The sequence below is a fragment of the Blautia caccae genome (genome assembly GCF_040095955.1).
GTDB classification, from domain to species: domain Bacteria; phylum Bacillota; class Clostridia; order Lachnospirales; family Lachnospiraceae; genus Blautia; species Blautia celeris.
On record NZ_JBBMFP010000023.1, the window covers coordinates 1 to 17,042 of the forward strand.

Annotated in this window: 17 protein-coding genes; all 17 read left to right on the forward strand. The window is 49.2% G+C overall.

The features are described from left to right. On the forward strand, nt 1-274 hold a 274-nt coding region (locus WMO65_RS20395), incomplete at its 5' end, for a hypothetical protein (RefSeq protein ID WP_349064643.1). Nucleotides 275-408: 134 nt separating this feature from the next. Then, nucleotides 409-1,869, forward strand: coding sequence for a UDP-N-acetylmuramoyl-L-alanyl-D-glutamate--2,6-diaminopimelate ligase (locus tag WMO65_RS20400; protein WP_033139076.1), 1,461 nt, complete (start codon nt 409-411; stop codon nt 1,867-1,869). Between the two features lie 29 nt (nt 1,870-1,898). Beyond that, entirely contained in the window at nt 1,899-4,124 is a 2,226-nt protein-coding gene (priA, locus tag WMO65_RS20405; protein WP_148393329.1) for a replication restart helicase PriA, read from the forward strand. A gap of 31 nt (nt 4,125-4,155) precedes the next feature. After that, entirely contained in the window at nt 4,156-4,635 is a 480-nt protein-coding gene (gene def / locus WMO65_RS20410; protein ID WP_033139074.1) for a peptide deformylase, read from the forward strand. Further along, nucleotides 4,632-5,567, forward strand: coding sequence for a methionyl-tRNA formyltransferase (gene fmt / locus WMO65_RS20415; protein ID WP_033139073.1), 936 nt, complete (start codon nt 4,632-4,634; stop codon nt 5,565-5,567). Before def ends, fmt begins: the two co-directional genes overlap by 4 nt. 12 nt (nt 5,568-5,579) lie before the next feature. Beyond that, the gene (gene rsmB / locus WMO65_RS20420) at nt 5,580-6,932 is read left to right on the forward strand and encodes a 16S rRNA (cytosine(967)-C(5))-methyltransferase RsmB (RefSeq protein ID WP_033139072.1); all 1,353 of its coding nucleotides are present in this window, start codon (nt 5,580-5,582) and stop codon (nt 6,930-6,932) included. Nucleotide 6,933: 1 nt separating this feature from the next. Then, entirely contained in the window at nt 6,934-7,980 is a 1,047-nt protein-coding gene (gene rlmN, locus WMO65_RS20425) for a dual-specificity RNA methyltransferase RlmN (protein WP_103731675.1), read from the forward strand. A 1-nt stretch (nt 7,981) separates the two neighbouring features. After that, nucleotides 7,982-8,728 (forward strand): Stp1/IreP family PP2C-type Ser/Thr phosphatase, encoded by a 747-nt coding sequence (locus tag WMO65_RS20430; protein ID WP_033139070.1) that lies wholly within the window; start codon nt 7,982-7,984, stop codon nt 8,726-8,728. Next, nucleotides 8,722-10,839 (forward strand): Stk1 family PASTA domain-containing Ser/Thr kinase, encoded by a 2,118-nt coding sequence (pknB, locus tag WMO65_RS20435; RefSeq protein ID WP_148393328.1) that lies wholly within the window; start codon nt 8,722-8,724, stop codon nt 10,837-10,839. The genes WMO65_RS20430 and pknB overlap by 7 nt, the downstream gene beginning before the upstream one ends. Then, entirely contained in the window at nt 10,839-11,717 is an 879-nt protein-coding gene (gene rsgA, locus WMO65_RS20440) for a ribosome small subunit-dependent GTPase A (RefSeq protein WP_033139068.1), read from the forward strand. Before pknB ends, rsgA begins: the two co-directional genes overlap by 1 nt. A gap of 1 nt (nt 11,718) precedes the next feature. Continuing rightward, nucleotides 11,719-12,390: a ribulose-phosphate 3-epimerase gene (gene rpe, locus WMO65_RS20445; RefSeq protein ID WP_103731676.1), complete on the forward strand. Its 672-nt coding sequence runs from the start codon at nt 11,719-11,721 to the stop codon at nt 12,388-12,390. A gap of 30 nt (nt 12,391-12,420) precedes the next feature. Then, nucleotides 12,421-13,071 carry a thiamine diphosphokinase gene (locus WMO65_RS20450; protein ID WP_148393327.1) on the forward strand — a complete coding sequence of 217 codons (651 nt, stop codon included), beginning with the start codon at nt 12,421-12,423 and terminating at the stop codon, nt 13,069-13,071. A 131-nt stretch (nt 13,072-13,202) separates the two neighbouring features. Then, nucleotides 13,203-14,300: a redox-regulated ATPase YchF gene (gene ychF / locus WMO65_RS20455; RefSeq protein ID WP_033139082.1), complete on the forward strand. Its 1,098-nt coding sequence runs from the start codon at nt 13,203-13,205 to the stop codon at nt 14,298-14,300. A gap of 15 nt (nt 14,301-14,315) precedes the next feature. Beyond that, a complete protein-coding gene (gene lgt / locus WMO65_RS20460; protein ID WP_033139065.1) occupies nt 14,316-15,182 on the forward strand; it encodes a prolipoprotein diacylglyceryl transferase in 867 nt (288 codons plus the stop codon). Nucleotides 15,183-15,184: 2 nt separating this feature from the next. Next, nucleotides 15,185-15,355, forward strand: coding sequence for a Spo0E family sporulation regulatory protein-aspartic acid phosphatase (locus WMO65_RS20465; RefSeq protein WP_118593809.1), 171 nt, complete (start codon nt 15,185-15,187; stop codon nt 15,353-15,355). 275 nt (nt 15,356-15,630) lie between these two features. Further along, a complete protein-coding gene (mraZ, locus tag WMO65_RS20470) occupies nt 15,631-16,062 on the forward strand; it encodes a division/cell wall cluster transcriptional repressor MraZ (RefSeq protein WP_033139064.1) in 432 nt (143 codons plus the stop codon). A 22-nt stretch (nt 16,063-16,084) separates the two neighbouring features. Continuing rightward, nucleotides 16,085-17,029 (forward strand): 16S rRNA (cytosine(1402)-N(4))-methyltransferase RsmH, encoded by a 945-nt coding sequence (rsmH, locus tag WMO65_RS20475; RefSeq protein ID WP_033139063.1) that lies wholly within the window; start codon nt 16,085-16,087, stop codon nt 17,027-17,029. Nucleotides 17,030-17,042: the final 13 nt, after the last annotated feature.

Sequence of the window (17,042 nt, forward strand, 5' to 3'; positions counted from 1 at the left end):
TCCAGGCTTCCCTGTACACATATATATTCAAGGTTTTGTAAAAGTTCAGTCAGTCTCATTCTCAATCTGTCCCCTCATCCCCTCCCCTCATCCCGTCCCCCCAGCCACAAGACTTTACTTCCCCCACCCACCCATTTTCCACAAAACCCTTGCCTCCACAACAACCCCTATGTTATTCTATATTCCAAAGGGCACCCCGTACACCTCACCATTCCCGGCAGCAGCATACCTGCTTCCGGTATCCATGAAAAGGGCAGACGATTCATCTGTCTGAATCATTACAGATATCAGCCCGTCTAAAATCGCTTTGCGATGGGGCAAATACCTGCTGCGGCTGCTCTTATATACAATCAGCGCAGTAAATTACGCAGATCTGATTGAACAATTATGAAAGGGGACAGATTGAGAATGAGACTGACTGAACTTTTACAAAACCTTGAATATATATGTGTACAGGGAAGCCTGGACACAGAAGTGAGGAGTGTAGTCTTTGATTCCAGAAAAGCGGATAAAGACTCTCTTTTTATTTGTATCAAAGGCGCCGTGTCCGACGGACACAAATACGCGGAGGACGTTGCTGCAAAGGGCGCCTCTGTTCTGGTCGTACAGGACCATGTGGCTGTACCGGAGCACGTGACTGTGATCAAAGTGCCGGACAGCCGGTATGCCATGGCCTGCATCTCTGCGGCATGGTTCGGGCACCCGGCCGAGAAGCTTAAAGTCATCGGCATCACAGGAACAAAGGGAAAGACCACAACCACCTACCTTGTAAAATCCATTCTGGAAAATGCAGGCCACAAAGTGGGTCTGATCGGCACGATTGAAGCCATTATCGGTGACAAAGTCATCCCGGCAGCCAATACGACTCCGGAATCCTATGTGGTACAGCAATATTTTGCAGAGATGGTGGAGGCCGGATGCGACAGCGTGGTCATGGAAGTTTCCTCCCAGGGCCTGATGCTCCACAGAACCGCGGGCTTTCTGTTTGACCTGGGAATCTTCACCAATATTGAACCGGACCACATCGGCCCGAATGAGCACAAAGACTTTGAAGATTATATGCACTGCAAGGGCATGCTGTTCAAACAGTGCAGAGTCGGCATTGTGAATGCGGATGATGAACATCTGGAAAAGGTACTGGAGGGCCATACCTGCAGTCTGGAAACCTTTGGATTCAGTGAGAAGGCTGACCTGCGGGCAAAAGACCTGCACCTGGTCACAGGAAAGGGCACGCTGGGCATTGCCTATCAGGCAGAAGGGCTCATGAATTTTCCGGTGGAGATTGACCTTCCCGGCAAATTCAGCGTGTACAATTCCCTGACGGCCATTGCCATCTGCCGTCATTTCGGAGTCAGTGTGGAAAATATCCAGAAAGCCCTGAAAGCGGCTAAGGTAAAGGGAAGGATTGAGATGGTCAAAGTCTCCGATGACTTTACCCTTATGATTGATTATGCCCATAATGCTATGAGTCTGGAGAGCCTGCTGACCACCCTGCGGGAGTATGAGCCTGCGCGCCTCGTATGTCTGTTCGGATGCGGCGGAAACCGTTCCAAGCTCCGTCGTTATGAAATGGGGGAAGTATCCGGCCGTCTGGCTGACCTGACCATCATAACCTCAGATAACCCAAGGGATGAGGAGCCGCAGGCCATTATAGATGACATTAAGATCGGGATCAGCAAAACAGCGGGCCATTATGTGGAGATCGCAGACAGAAAAGAAGCCATTGCCTATGCGATCCGTCACGGACAGCCGGGTGATATCATTGTGCTTGCAGGCAAAGGCCATGAGGATTACCAGGAAATCAAAGGAAAGAAATATCCCATGGATGAGAGGGATTTGATCAGGGATATTCTGGCAGAGCAGGCCTGAAGGGGCCGGCCGGAATACGGAGTGGATATATGAGCAGATTATATGCAGATATCATAGTGGATATCTCCCAGGAAAAGCTGGATCGGACGTTTCAGTATGAGATTCCGGAACATCTGCAGGACGACATTCAGATAGGAACCAAGGTAAGAGTCCCTTTCGGAAACGGCGGCAGGGAGATTACCGGCTATGTCATAGACATAACCGGACAGCCCAAGGTGGAGGCTTCCAGGATGAAACAGATCCTGGGGCCTGAGAGCCAGGGGATTCCCATTGAATCCCGGCTCATATCCCTGGCATCATGGATCGCCAAAAACTATGGCTCCACCATGAACCAGGCCCTTAAAACGGTGCTTCCGGTTAAGGAGAAAAAGAAAAAACAGGAGAAGAAATTTCTGGTACTGAAGGCTTCCCCCGGGGAGGCACGACTGTTTTTGGAGGCGTGTGAAAAAAAGCATTTTAAAGCAAAAGCACGTCTCATGACAGGTCTTCTCGAACAGTCTCCTATGCCCTATGAACAGGCGGTGAGTGTGTGGAAGGCCTCCCCTTCTGTGATCCGCGGCCTGGAAGAAAAGGGCATGATTTCCGTGGAGAGTGAGCGGATCTGGAGAAATCCGGTGCATACAGAACAGCAGGATATCATCAAAAAAGAGTTGAACGCCTGCCAGAGAGAAGCGGTGGATCAGATTCTGGATGAGTGGAAATCAGAGACACCGCGTCCCACACTGCTCTACGGTGTCACAGGCAGCGGCAAGACGGAAGTCTATATGGAACTGATCGAGGAGGTCCTTGCAAAAGGACAGCAGGTCATTGTCCTTATCCCGGAGATTGCCCTTACCTATCAGACGGTGGAACGTTTCAGCCGGAGATTCGGTTCGGGTGTCTCTTTTATGCATTCCCGCCTGTCAGCCGGAGAGCGTTTTGACCAGTTTGAGCTGGCCAGAAAGGGGGAGATTTCTGTTGTGGTGGGGCCGCGCTCGGCCCTGTTTACCCCATTTCCGAACCTGGGGCTGATTGTCATTGACGAAGAGCATGAGTCTTCCTATAAAAGTGAGAAGACACCCTGCTACCATGCCAGGGAAGTGGCAGTCCAAAGAGGACAGGTGGAAAATGCCAGGATCGTCATGGGTTCCGCCACCCCTTCTCTGGAGAGCTATGAGAAAGGTATGAACGGTTCCTACCAGCTTCTGACCCTGGACAGCAGGTATGAAAACCGGGCGCTGCCAAAAGTGTACACTGTGGATCTGAAGGAGGAGCTTAAGGCAGGGAACCGTTCCATCTTCAGCACACTTCTCCAGGAAAAGATCAGGGAGAGGCTGGATAAAAAGGAACAGGTGATCCTGTTTTTGAACCGCAGGGGATACACCGGTTTTGTAAGCTGCCGTTCCTGCGGGCACGTGATGAAATGCCCTCACTGTGATGTCTCACTGACTTCCCACAGAAACGGAAAATTGATCTGCCATTACTGCGGCTACACCATCCCGGATGTGCAGAAATGTCCCTCCTGCGGTTCTCCTTTTATCGGAGGCTTCAAGGCGGGGACTCAGCAGATTGAGGAGATGGTACACCGTCTGTTCCCACAGGCCCGGGTGCTCAGAATGGATGCGGATACCACGAGAAAGAAGGACGACCATGAGAAGATACTGGCCGCTTTTGCCAGAAAAGAGGCAGATGTGCTGGTGGGTACCCAGATGATCATAAAGGGCCACGATTTTCCGGATGTGACTCTTGTGGGGGTTCTTGCAGCGGATCTTTCCCTAAATGGGGAGGACTTCCGGGCAGGAGAGAGAACTTTCCAGATCCTGACCCAGGCTGTGGGCCGTGCGGGAAGAGGAAGAAAGCCCGGAGAAGCAGTGATACAGACATACCAGCCGGAGCACTACAGTATCCGGGCGTCAGCCGGACAGGACTATCCCGGATTTTACAGAGAGGAGATCTCCTACCGGATGCTCATGGGCTATCCCCCCGCAAGAGCCATGGCGGCTGTGCGGGGCGCCTGCGCAGATGAAAATCTTTTGTATCAGGGGCTTTCTTATTGTAAAAAATATATAGAGAAGATATATCCCGGAGAGGATCTGATCCTCATCGGACCGGCGCCTGAGAGCGTGTCAAAGGTCCAGGATATGTATAAGATGGTGCTCTATATGAGACACCGAAACCGCAGGACTCTGGTACAGATCAAGGACTGTCTGGAACGGTATATTGCGGTAAATAAAGGATTTGACAAAATGTTTATCCAGTTTGATTTTAATATATGATCAGTCAGAATGAAAAGGAGAAAAAAGAGATATGGCACTGAGAAATATCAGAACACAGGGAGACAGTATACTGACAAAGAAATGCAGAAAAGTGGAGGCTATGACACCAAAGCTGAAAGAACTCATTGAAGATATGTTTGAGACTATGTATGACGCTTATGGAGTGGGCCTGGCAGCTCCCCAGGTGGGCGTGCTGAAACAGATCGTGGTGATCGACACCACAGGGGAGGACCCTCACGTGCTGATCAATCCCGAGATCATTGAGACATCCGGCACCCAGACCGGGGACGAGGGCTGTCTGAGCCTTCCGGGAATGTCAGGTACTGTGACACGCCCCAATTACGTGAAGGTGAGAGCGCTCAATGAGGATATGGAAGAATATGAACTGGAGGGAACCGAGCTGCTGGCAAGGGCCATCTGCCATGAGACAGACCATCTCCAGGGAAAAATGTATACAGAACTGGTGGAGGGCGAGCTTCGCAGGAACAGCTATGAGGAGGATGAAGAATGAGAGTAGTCTTTATGGGTACCCCGGATTTTGCCGTGGGTACGCTGGAAACCCTGATTGCAGCCGGTCATGAGGTGGCAGCCGTGGTAACACAGCCGGATAAGCCCAAGGGCAGAGGAAAAAGCCTGATGCCCACTCCGGTGAAGGAGGTAGCCCTTGCCCATCAGATTCCTGTATTTCAGCCGAAAAAGGTACGGGACCCGGAGTTTGTGGAAACCCTCAGGACGATCGCACCGGATGTGATCGTGGTGGCTGCTTTCGGGCAGATCATCTCAAAGGAAATTCTGGATATGCCCAGATATGGCTGCATCAATGTGCATGCCTCTCTTTTACCCGCTTACCGGGGGGCAGCGCCTATTCAGTGGGCTGTCATCAATGGGGACAAAGAATCAGGCGTCACGATCATGCGTATGAGTGAAGGCCTGGACACCGGTGATATGATAGATAAAGTGGTAGTCCCTCTGGAGGAAAAGGAGACCGGCGGCAGTCTGTTTGACAAGTTAAGCAAAGCAGGTGCCGCACTCTGTGCAGAGGTGCTGGTAAAACTGGAAAATGGCACTGCCGTCTTTGAAAAGCAGCCGGAACAAAGTACCACGGCTTATGCTTCCATGATTGACAAGAAGATGGGAAAGATCAACTGGGAGCGCCCGGCAAAAGAGATTGAGCAGCTCATCCGCGGATTGAATCCATGGCCCAGCGCATACACATCCGTGAACGGTAAAAACCTGAAGCTGTGGACCGCTTCTGTAGTCCACGAGGCAGGCAATGGCGTTCCGGGAGAAATTCTGGAGGCCGGGAAAGAGGGGCTGCTGGTAAAAACAGGAGATGGGCTTCTGCTCATTCAGGAGCTGCAGCTGGAAGGAAAGAAAAGAATGGATACCGCAGCTTTTCTGCGGGGATATACAGTAGATAAAGGATGTATCCTTGGGGAGTAAAGAGGAAAACAAATGACAGGCAGAGTGAATATAAGGGAGTTAATCTTAGGAATACTATTAGAAATAAACAAAGAGGGGCAGTACAGTCACATTGCCATACGCGGCACGCTGGATAAATACCAGTATCTGGAGAAGACAGAACGGGCATTCATCACCAGAGTATGTGAGGGAACCCAGGAGAACCAGATACGGATTGATTATATCATCAATTACTTCTCAAAAGTGAAGGTGGAGAAGATGAAACCTCTGATCCGGGAGCTTCTGCGAAGCAGTGTATACCAGCTTATTTATATGGACAACGTTCCGGACAGCGCGGTATGCAACGAGGCGGTTAAGCTGGCAAGAAAAAAGGGATTTTACAATCTGACAGGATTTGTGAACGGGGTTCTCAGGGGAATTGCCAGAGATTACAAAAAAATCCCCTTTCCGGGCAGGGAGAATAAGGTGGAGTATCTTTCTGTGACCTACTCCATGCCTGTGTGGCTGGTCGTTCGTTTTATGGACCAGTTCGGGTTTGAGAATACGGAGAAAATGCTTCAGGCCTCCATGGAAGAACGCCCGGTGACCGTCCGTATAAAAGAATATCTCACGGACCGGGAGCAGGTGATACAGAGCCTTAAAAAAGAGGGCGTGAAGGTGGAGAAAGCGCCCTATGCAGACAATGCCTATTATTTGAGCGGTTATGATTATCTGCCTGCGCTGACTGCCTTCCGCATGGGAAATATCCAGGTGCAGGATGTAAGCTCCATGCTGGCCGGTGAGGCAGCCAATCCGCAGAAAGGCAGTTTTGTCATTGACCTTTGTGCAGCTCCTGGAGGAAAGTCCCTCTGCGTGGCAGATAAAATGCGGGGAACCGGTATGGTGGATTCCAGGGATGTAAGTGAGAAGAAAGCGGACCTGATCCGTGAAAACGTGGAGCGTATGGGCATGGCTAACATCAGTGTCTCAGTACACGACGCTACCGTGTTTGACCATGAGTCTGTGGAAAAAGCTGACCTTGTCCTGGCAGATGTTCCGTGTTCAGGTCTGGGTGTTATGGGAAAAAAGACGGACATCAAGTACAAGATCACGCCGGGAAAGCAGGAGGAGCTTGTGGAGCTTCAGCGGAAGATTCTGGAACAGGCAGCCTGCTATGTAAAACCCGGCGGTATACTTCTGTACAGCACCTGCACAGTATGCAGGGAGGAGAATCTGGAAAATGTGCTCTGGTTTACCAGGGAGTACCCGTATAAACTGGAGAGTATCGATGATTTTCTCTGCGAGGAATTGAGAAGCGAAACTACAAAACAAGGATATTTACAGCTTCTGCCGGGAGTCCATAAGTGTGACGGATTCTTTTTGGCAAGGCTTAGAAGGATAGAGTAGAATGGAACCAACAGATATAAAGTCTCAGTCCCTGGAAGAATTGAAAAAGACTGTGGAAGCTCTGGGAGAAAAACCATTCCGGGCAAAACAGCTCTATGAGTGGATGCATGTAAAACTGGCCAAGAGCTTTGAGGAGATGACAAACCTTTCCATGACGTTCCGCGGGAAATTAAAGGAGTCCTGTATTCTCACCACGCTTACGGCTCTGGATGTGCAGACATCTAAGATAGACGGCACACAGAAATACCTTTTTGCCCTCCATGACGGCAATGTGGTGGAAAGTGTGCTCATGCGGTATAAGCATGGGAACAGTGTATGTATCTCCTCACAGGTGGGGTGTAAGATGGGCTGCAGATTCTGTGCCTCCACCATAGGCGGATGGACCAGGAACCTGACGCCTGCAGAGATGCTGGAGCAGGTATACCGGATTCAGGAAACCAGCGGCGAGCGGGTGTCCAATGTGGTGGTCATGGGTACCGGTGAACCTCTTGACAATTATGATACCCTGCTTCGCTTTATACATATGATAAGCGATGAAAACGGTCTTCATATCAGTCAGAGAAACATTACAGTCTCCACCTGCGGGCTCGTACCAAAGATGGAGGCGCTGGCAGATGAAAAGCTGCAGATCACACTGGCTTTATCGCTCCACGCGTCCAGCCAGGAGAAGCGGGAAGCTCTTATGCCCATCGCTAAAAAATATACCATCACACAGGTGCTCAACGCCTGCAGGAATTACTATGAAAAGACCGGGCGGCGCATCACATTTGAATACGCTTTGGTGGGCGGCGAGAACGATTCCCAGGAGGATGCAAGGCGCCTGGCACAGCTGCTCAAAGGCCTGAACTGTCATGTGAATCTCATACCTGTGAACCCCATAAAAGAGCGCAGTTACGTCCGTTCTGATAAAAAAGTTATCGGGAATTTTCAAAATAAACTTGAAAAATACCAAATTAATGTTACTATTAGAAGAGAAATGGGCCGGGATATCGATGGGGCCTGTGGACAATTAAGAAAAAGTTATATCGATAAGAAAGAGGATTCGTAGGATGAAGTCATATTCTATCACGGATGTGGGACAGAAGCGGACAGTGAATCAGGATTTCGTATTCACGTCTGAGACCCCTGTGGGCAATCTGCCAAACCTCTTCGTAGTTGCGGACGGCATGGGCGGACACAAGGCAGGAGATTTCGCTTCCAGTTATGCGGTAGAGGTTCTGCTCTCTACCATCCGGGAAGATGAGAACAGCAATCCGGTGAAGATCATACGGGCTGCTATTGAGAATGCCAACACCCAGCTTCTTAGAGAAGCATCGGACAATGAGACTATGAGCGGTATGGGTACCACCATGGTGCTGGTGACCATTGTAGGACATTATGCATATGTGGCCAACGTGGGAGACAGCAGGCTGTATCTGGTTGATGAAAATAAGATATCGCAGATTACCAAAGACCATTCCCTTGTGGAGGAGATGGTCCGCATGGGAGAGATATCCAGGGATGATGCAAGAAATCACCCGGATAAAAATATTATTACCAGGGCACTTGGAGCAGGAAGAGATGTGGATGTGGATTTCTTTGACATTCGTCTTACTCCGGGTGATATTTTGCTGCTGTGCTCAGACGGCCTTTCCAATATGGTGCCGGACGAGGATATCAGGCAGGTGATACGGACCAGCGAAACGCTGGAGGAGACTGGCCGCAGGCTTGTTTCCATGGCAAACGACAACGGAGGCAGAGATAATATAGCAGTAGTTCTGGTAGAACCAGAAACAAAAGAGGTGGAAGTATGTTAAATGTGGGAGTTATCGTAGGAGAGCGGTATGAGATTGCCGGCAGAGTAGGCTCCGGCGGTATGGCCGATGTCTACAAGGCAAAAGATCATAAATTAAACCGTTTTGTGGCCATGAAAGTTCTGAAGCCGGAGTTCAGCGCTGACACGAACTTCATTAAAAAGTTTCAGAGGGAGGCGCAGGCTGCTGCAGGTCTCGCCCATCCCAATATTGTAAATGTATTTGACGTAGGAGAGGACCAGGGAATTAACTACATTGTTATGGAACTGGTGGAAGGCATTACATTAAAAGAATACATCTCCAAAAAAGGAAAACTGACTGTAAAAGAGGCAACCAGCATCGCCATTCAGGTGGCAATGGGACTGGAAGCTGCTCATAACAGAAATATCGTGCACCGGGATATCAAGCCCCAGAACATCATTATTTCTACGGACGGCAAGGTAAAGGTCACAGACTTTGGTATTGCCAGGGCAGCGTCCTCCAATACCATCAGCACCAACGCCATGGGTTCTGTACATTACAGTTCACCGGAGCAGGTGCGCGGCGGCTACAGTGATTACAAGAGTGACATCTATTCCCTGGGCATCACCATGTATGAGATGGTGACAGGTAAGGTTCCCTTTGACGGGGATACCACAGTGGCAATCGCCATCAAACATCTGCAGGATGAGATGCTTCCTCCGTCTGAGTTTGTGCCGGAGCTTCCCCACAGCCTGGAGGAGATCATTCTGAAATGTACACAGAAAAGCCCGGACAGACGTTACAGCACCCTTGCGGAGCTGATCAACGACCTGAAGCATTCCCTGATCGATCCCAACGGAAGCTTTGTCAATCTGGCGCCTCTGAGCAATCACGCACAGACTGTGGTCATTTCACCGGATGAGATGAAAGAGATCAAGAATGCGGCCTATGCGCCGTCCGGTTCCAATTCCAGCCGCTACAATGACGAGGATGAGGATGATGACGACTACGGTTATGATGACGACGATGATGACGAGGATGAGGATGATGATAACGGCAAAGGAATCAGCACAAAGCTGGAGAAGGCAATGACCATCGGCGGACTGATCGTGGGAGCTATTATCATCTGTATTCTGGTTTACTTCATTGTGTTCGCATCGGGCGGGCTGAAGTTTAACAATAAAGATAAAGACAATGATAAAAAAGTTGAAAATACAGGCGGCACAGATAAAGAAAGCACCGAAAAAGTGGAGGTTCCTGACCTGACCGGCAGCACCCCGGATGAGGCGCGGACAGCCCTCAATAACCTGAAGCTTGGTTACAAAAAAGGCGGCGAGGAGCCGTCCGATACTGTGGAAGCAGGTAAGATCGTCCGCCAGGAGACAGAGGCCGGATCAAAAGTGGATCCTCATACAGAAATCGTATGCTATATCAGCACAGGAACCCAGGAGGTGGAAATCCCTGACCTGGAAAATGAGACCCAGACCTCCGCAGAGGCAACGTTAAAGGAACTGGGACTGCTGACACAGATCAGCAAGGCAAACAGCAGTTCTGTGAGCATTGGAAATGTCATATCCACAGATCCCGCTGCAGGAACATCTGTAAAGACAGGCACCACAGTCACCCTGACCATCAGTACCGGTGAAGGGGATACGGCTGCAAGGGTACCGGATGTGCGCGGATGGGCAGAGGAAGATGCTAAAAGTGCAATCTCAGAGGCAGGTCTCGTACCTGTAGTACAGACCGGTTCTGACCAGACTGTGGACGTAGGTGAAGTATATGACCAGAGTATTGCTGCGGGAACAAGAGTGGACTCAGGTACAACAGTCACCATATATGTGAGAAGCCAAGATGCCGCCGGTGAAACACCTGCAGATGAAGGTGGGACCTGGAAAGCAGAAGGCCAGGCGCTTGGACAGCCGGCAAGCTACCAAGGCGGTAAAGTCAAAATAGAGCTGGTCCAGACAGATGACCAGGGGAATACCTACTCTGACCAGTCCATGGAAGTGGAAAATCCGGAGTTCCCGCTGTCTATCAGCGACCTGACGGGACGTCCGGGAATCGCAACCGGCACGGTAGGCCTCTATGAGTGGATTGGTGACAGCTATCAGATCATCGACCAGTACGATGTAACATTCCAGAAGGTAGATTAATGCAGGGAAAGATTATCAAAGGAATTTCCGGATTCTACTACGTAAAAGTAGCAGAATCCGGAATTTATGAATGTAAGGCAAAAGGAATATTCCGAAAAGAAAAAATAAAACCCCTTGTGGGTGACAATGTGGAGATTGAGGTCCTGAATGAAGAGGAAAAGCTGGGAAATGTGGTGGATATCCTTCCCAGAAAGAATGAGTTGATCCGCCCGGCAGTTGCCAATGTGGATCAGGCGCTGGTGATATTTGCCGCCAGGGAGCCGAAACCCAATTTCTCTTTGCTGGACCGCTTTTTGGTTATTATGGAACGTCAGGAGATTCCCGTGGTCATCTGTTTTAACAAGCAGGACCTGGCTGACGCTGAGGAAGCAGGCAGGATGCAGGAAATCTATACTTCCTGTGGTTATCAGGTTCTGCTCACAAGTGCCGCCCAGGGGGAAGGCACGGAGGCGCTCAGAAATATCCTGAGAGGAAAGACCACGACCGTGGCGGGTCCTTCCGGAGTGGGGAAATCCTCTCTCACCAATCTTCTGCAGCAGGAAGTGGTGATGGAGACAGGAGAGATCAGTAAAAAGCTGGGAAGAGGACGCCATACTACAAGACATTCCCAGATCATTGAGGTGGAGCCTGACACGTACCTTCTGGATACGCCGGGATTTACTTCTTTTTATGTGGAAGATATGGATAAGGAAGAGCTGCGCCATTATTTCCGGGAATTTATAAAATACGAGGGAACCTGCCGGTTCCAGGGCTGCACCCATACCCATGAACCCGGATGCAGCGTAAAAGCAGCACTTGAGGCGGGAGAAATCCCGAAAGAACGATATGAAAGTTATCTGGAGCTTTACCGGGAGCTTGCAGACAAGAGGAGGTATTGAGATGAGATATGAACTATCACCGTCCATTCTGGCAGCGGATTTTGCGTGTCTGGGGGAACAGATAAGCAGGGTGGAGCAGGCCGGGGTAAAATGGCTGCACATTGATGTGATGGACGGCAGCTTTGTGCCCAGTATTTCCCTGGGAATGCCTGTCATCACATCCATCAGAAAAAAGAGCAGTATGTTCTTTGATGTCCATCTGATGGTGCAGGACCCGGAGCGTTATATTGAGGACTTCAAAAAGGCAGGTGCAGATATGCTCACTGTACATGCCGAGGCATGTACTCATCTGGACAGGACGCTTAACTGTATCCGGGAGGCTGGTATGAAGGCAGGTGTTGCCCTGAATCCTGCAACACCCCTTGTGATGGTGGAGCAGGTGCTGGAGCTGGTGGACATGGTCCTTCTTATGACTGTGAATCCTGGGTTTGGCGGACAGAAATACATTCCCTACTCCGGTGACAAGATCAGAAGACTGAGGAGAATGCTGGATGAGAGAGGTCTGGATACGGATATTGAAGTGGACGGAGGCATTTCCGCCAACACCATTGACCGGGTCCTGGAGGCAGGCGCCAATATTCTGGTAGCCGGCTCAGCCGTGTTCGGCGGGGATATTGAGGCAAATATCAAGGTTCTGACCAATCATATAGAAGAATTCAGGAACAGGCAGTAATAAACACGTTCTGAGAGAGGGACAGGAAATATGGACACAATACTTTTGTGCGGCGGGCATATGGATGATGCGTTTGTACTCGGCTGCATAGAGAACATCGGCCCGGACTGCATCATCGGCATTGACAGAGGGCTGGAATTCTGTTACAGGAACCGGATCGTTCCCCAGTATATCCTGGGCGATTTTGACAGTATCAGTCCGGAGGTGATCAACTGGTACAGAAGCCGGAAGGAAATCCCCATCCGGGAATACAAACCGGAGAAGGATGCCACAGATACCCGTATGGGAATGGAACTGGCAATGGAGCTTGGCAGTGATCGGATTTTCATGTTTGGAGCTACCGGCGGCCGCCTGGACCATTATATGGGGAATCTGCAGTCTCTGATCGTTCCGGCAAAGGAAGAAAAAGAAGCCTGGATCCTGGATGAGCAGAATGCCATCACCGTGCTTTTCGGCAGCAGAATGATCAAAAAAGAGTGTGCTTTCGGCAAATATATCTCTTTTTTTTCCATGGGAGATGAAGTGCGCGGAATCACTCTTTCCGGGTTTAAATACCCCCTGAAAGAGTATAATATGACAAATTTCGACGGAATCGGTGTGAGCAATGAGCTGGCTGAAGATACAGCATTAGTGGAATTTCGACAGGGATTTCTGCTGATGGTCATGTCAAAAGACAGGTAGAAAGAACGAAAAAAGTCGATATTTTTTTAATAGATGTCGAATAACAAGGCGGGTCAAAGGCTTGATTCGCCTTTTTAGGTGTGTTAGAATGAGGTCATGTGAAGGAATACAGAAGAAAAGAGGACATAAAAATGAAGTTAGGAATTGTCGGTTTACCGAATGTAGGGAAGAGTACCCTTTTTAACTCTCTGACAAAAGCTGGGGCGGAATCAGCAAACTATCCGTTCTGTACTATAGATCCCAATGTGGGCATTGTGGCTGTGCCGGACGAGCGATTGAAACTCTTAGGGGATTTTTATCATTCCAAAAAAGTGACGCCGGCGGTGATTGAATTTGTGGATATCGCAGGACTTGTGAAGGGGGCTTCCAAAGGTGAGGGCCTTGGAAACCAGTTCCTTGCCAATATCCGGGAGGTGGATGCCATTGTACACGTTGTAAGATGCTTTGAAGATGAAAATGTAGTACATGTTGACGGAAGTATTGACCCGCTGCGCGACATTGAAACCATTAATCTGGAACTGATATTCTCGGATCTGGAGATCTTGGAGAGAAGGACTGCTAAAACAACAAAGTCTGCCCGTATGGATAAAGAGGCAGCAAAAGAGCTGGAACTCTTAAAGAGACTGAAAGCTCACCTGGAGGACGGAAAACCGGCCTCCACATTTGAACCCGATAACGAGGATGAGGAAGGGTTTATGAAAGAGTATAACCTCCTCACCGGAAAACCGGTTATCTATGCGGCCAATGTATCCGAAGATGACCTGGCAGACGATGCGGTCTCCAATCCTCATGTACAAAAGGTAAGGGAATATGCAGAAGAAACAGGAAGTGAAGTATTCGCCCTGTGCGCTCAGATAGAGCAGGAAATCGCGGAGCTGGATGATGATGAGAAGAAGGAATTCCTGGAGGATCTGGGAATAGAGAAGTCAGGGTTGGAGAAACTGATAGTAGCCAGCTACAGGCTGCTTGGACTTCTTAGCTTCCTCACATCCGGTGAAGATGAGACGAGAGCATGGACCATAAAAGTAGGAACAAAAGCGCCGCAGGCGGCAGGAAAAATACACACGGATTTCGAACGAGGCTTTATCAAAGCTGAGGTTGTGAATTACAGGGATCTGCTTGACTGTGGTTCCTATGCGGGAGCCAGGGAAAAAGGACTGGTCCGCATGGAAGGAAAAGACTACGTTGTGCAGGACGGCGATGTGATTTTATTCCGCTTTAACGTTTAAAGGAGGCTTACTAATATGGATATGTCCATTCGCTTTCCGCACCTGGGGATCACGCTTCCCCATGTGGGAAAAACAATAACGGTCTTTGGCTTTGATATTGCCTATTACGGAATGGTTATCGCACTGGCTATGATCGTTGGGATCTCCATTGCCATGAAAGAGGCGAAGCGCACAGGACAAAATCCGGACACTTATCTGGATATGCTAATGATTACCATGGTAACTTCTGTAATAGGGGCGAGAGCTTATTATGTCATCTTTAGCTGGGAAGACTATAAAGACGACCTGTTACAGATTTTCAATACCAGAAACGGCGGACTGGCAATTTACGGGGGGATCATAGTCGGTGCTGTTACGGTCTACGTCTTTGGCAGATTAAAGAAGATGAACTTTCCTCAGGTGGCGGACACGGTATGTATGGGGCTTGTTGCCGGCCAGATCATCGGACGGTGGGGCAACTTTTTCAACAGGGAGGCTTTCGGAGGTTACACGGACAGCTTTCTTGCCATGCAGCTGCCGGTCTCCGCGGTGCGGAAGGGTGAGATCACATCTGCTATGTGGGACCATCTGGTAACGATAGGCGGTGTGGAATACATCCAGGTCCATCCCACATTCCTCTATGAGGGAGTGTGGAACCTGGGAGTCCTGCTGTTCCTGTTCTGGTTCCGGAAAAAGAAAAAATTCCAGGGAGAACTGTTTTTATGCTACCTGGCAGGCTACGGAGCCGGAAGGCTTTGGATAGAAGGACTTCGTACGGATCAGCTTTTGATTCCGGGGATAGGAATTCCGGTATCACAGGTGTTATCCGCCGTTCTCGTGGTATGTTCCCTTATGCTTATCGTACACAACAGGAGGAAGAGGCAAAAAGAACAAGGAGTGTAGCGATGAGAGATAAAGAGTTAGAAATACGAATAGAAGACGCACGGCAGAGACTGGACAGAGCAATCACAGAAAAACGAGGCATGCAGACCATTATGGGACTCAGCCTGGTATTGGACCGTTTGATAGAAGAACATATTTGTATAGACCAGAAAAACGCAGAACTTGTGGGTTGATCCCACCACCTCTGCCATATATTGGAAACTCTTGAAAAGAATCGGCAAAATGGCGTAAAATCCTTGATTTTACGCCATTTTTCGATTCTTTTAATATTTCTAAAGAATATATGTTCCCCTTGCTTTTTTCCCGGTTGTGTTATAGAATGGGCATGTAAGTGGTAGAAAGTGGTGAAAAGTGGTGGCAAATGGGGAGCTAGTGGCAGAAGCGCCCGTTGTCCCATGGAGGGTGCGAAGGGGAGACTCGCATCTTCACGAAAGAAGGTGACATTCATATGTTCATGGGAGAGTATAGTCATACGATCGACGCAAAAGGAAGGCTGATCATTCCGGCTAAGTTCCGCGATGAATTAGGCGAGGATTTTGTGCTGACAAAAGGTCTGGACGGTTGTCTGTCTATCTACCCAAACAATGAATGGAAGGATTTCGAAGAAAAGCTGAAAGCTTTACCGCTTAATGATAAAAATGCAAGGGCCTTCGTACGTTTTTTTGTTTCCAGTGCAACACAGTGTGAACTGGACAAGCAGGGGAGAATTCTCGTACCGGTAACGCTGCGGGAGTTTGCTGGTCTGTCGAAGGACGTAGTGCTCACAGGAAACCTCACCAGGATTGAAATCTGGAGCAAAGAAAAATGGATGGAGAACAGCAATTGTGAAGATATGGATGCCATCGCAGAAGGGATGCAGGCAATGGGTATCTTAATATAATTGCAGGAAGGTCGAGGAAACTATGGAATTTAAACACAAATCCGTATTGTTAGAAGAGACGATCCGGAATCTGAAGGTAAAACCGGATGGGATTTATGTTGACGGAACGTTAGGAGGCGGCGGCCACGCCTATGAGGTGTGCCGGCAATTATCTGCCAAGGGGAGCTTGATAGGTATAGATCAAGACGAAGCTGCAATCGAGGCTGCGGGTGAACGGTTACAGGAATTTGGAGACAGAGTTACGATTATCCGCAGCAACTATTGCAACATGAAAAAAGAACTGCAGAAAATAGGGATTTCGTCTGTGGACGGGATCGTGCTGGATCTGGGTGTTTCGTCCTACCAGCTCGACAACGCTGAGCGTGGGTTTACCTACAGGGAGGACGTGCCCTTAGATATGCGTATGGACCGAAGAGGAAGCCGTACCGCAAGAGATATTGTAAATACTTATACTGAAAACGAACTGTATCGTGTACTCCGGGACTATGGGGAAGAAAAATTCGCTAAGAAGATCGCCAGAAATATCTGTACGGCCAGGAGTGAGAAGCCTATAGAGACCACCGGAGAACTGATTGAACTTATAAAACAGTCCATTCCCATGAAAATGAGAGCAGTGGGTGGACATCCTGCGAAAAAAACATTTCAGGCAATTCGTATCGAGCTGAATCAGGAGTTGGAAGTCTTGAGAAATTCCCTGGATGATATGATTGAACTATTAAATGACGGCGGACGTATCTGCATTATCACGTTCCATTCTTTAGAAGACCGCATTGTGAAGACTATATTCAGAAGGAATGAGAACCCATGCACATGTCCGCCGGATTTTCCGGTCTGTGTTTGTGGAAAGACGTCGATGGGGAGAGTCATAACCAGGAAACCAATACTTCCGGATGAGGAGGAGATTGCTGTAAATAAGCGTTCCAAGAGCGCAAAGCTGCGTGTCTTTGAACGGACCAGAAATGAATAGGCGGAGAAATCTG

Bases quoted from the DNA above. Each gene is read 5' to 3' on its own strand.
- WMO65_RS20400 (WP_033139076.1), top strand. From the start codon at position 409: ATGAGACTGACTGAACTTTTACAAAACCTTGAATATATATGTGTACAG.
- lgt (WP_033139065.1), top strand. From the start codon at position 14,316: ATGGATATGTCCATTCGCTTTCCGCACCTGGGGATCACGCTTCCCCAT.
- WMO65_RS20465 (WP_118593809.1), top strand. From the start codon at position 15,185: ATGAGAGATAAAGAGTTAGAAATACGAATAGAAGACGCACGGCAGAGA.
- priA (WP_148393329.1), top strand. From the start codon at position 1,899: ATGAGCAGATTATATGCAGATATCATAGTGGATATCTCCCAGGAAAAG.
- def (WP_033139074.1), top strand. From the start codon at position 4,156: ATGGCACTGAGAAATATCAGAACACAGGGAGACAGTATACTGACAAAG.
- WMO65_RS20430 (WP_033139070.1), top strand. From the start codon at position 7,982: ATGAAGTCATATTCTATCACGGATGTGGGACAGAAGCGGACAGTGAAT.
- WMO65_RS20450 (WP_148393327.1), top strand. From the start codon at position 12,421: ATGGACACAATACTTTTGTGCGGCGGGCATATGGATGATGCGTTTGTA.
- rlmN (WP_103731675.1), top strand. From the start codon at position 6,934: ATGGAACCAACAGATATAAAGTCTCAGTCCCTGGAAGAATTGAAAAAG.
- rpe (WP_103731676.1), top strand. From the start codon at position 11,719: ATGAGATATGAACTATCACCGTCCATTCTGGCAGCGGATTTTGCGTGT.
- rsgA (WP_033139068.1), top strand. From the start codon at position 10,839: ATGCAGGGAAAGATTATCAAAGGAATTTCCGGATTCTACTACGTAAAA.
- ychF (WP_033139082.1), top strand. From the start codon at position 13,203: ATGAAGTTAGGAATTGTCGGTTTACCGAATGTAGGGAAGAGTACCCTT.
- fmt (WP_033139073.1), top strand. From the start codon at position 4,632: ATGAGAGTAGTCTTTATGGGTACCCCGGATTTTGCCGTGGGTACGCTG.
- rsmB (WP_033139072.1), top strand. From the start codon at position 5,580: ATGACAGGCAGAGTGAATATAAGGGAGTTAATCTTAGGAATACTATTA.
- pknB (WP_148393328.1), top strand. From the start codon at position 8,722: ATGTTAAATGTGGGAGTTATCGTAGGAGAGCGGTATGAGATTGCCGGC.
- rsmH (WP_033139063.1), top strand. From the start codon at position 16,085: ATGGAATTTAAACACAAATCCGTATTGTTAGAAGAGACGATCCGGAAT.
- mraZ (WP_033139064.1), top strand. From the start codon at position 15,631: ATGTTCATGGGAGAGTATAGTCATACGATCGACGCAAAAGGAAGGCTG.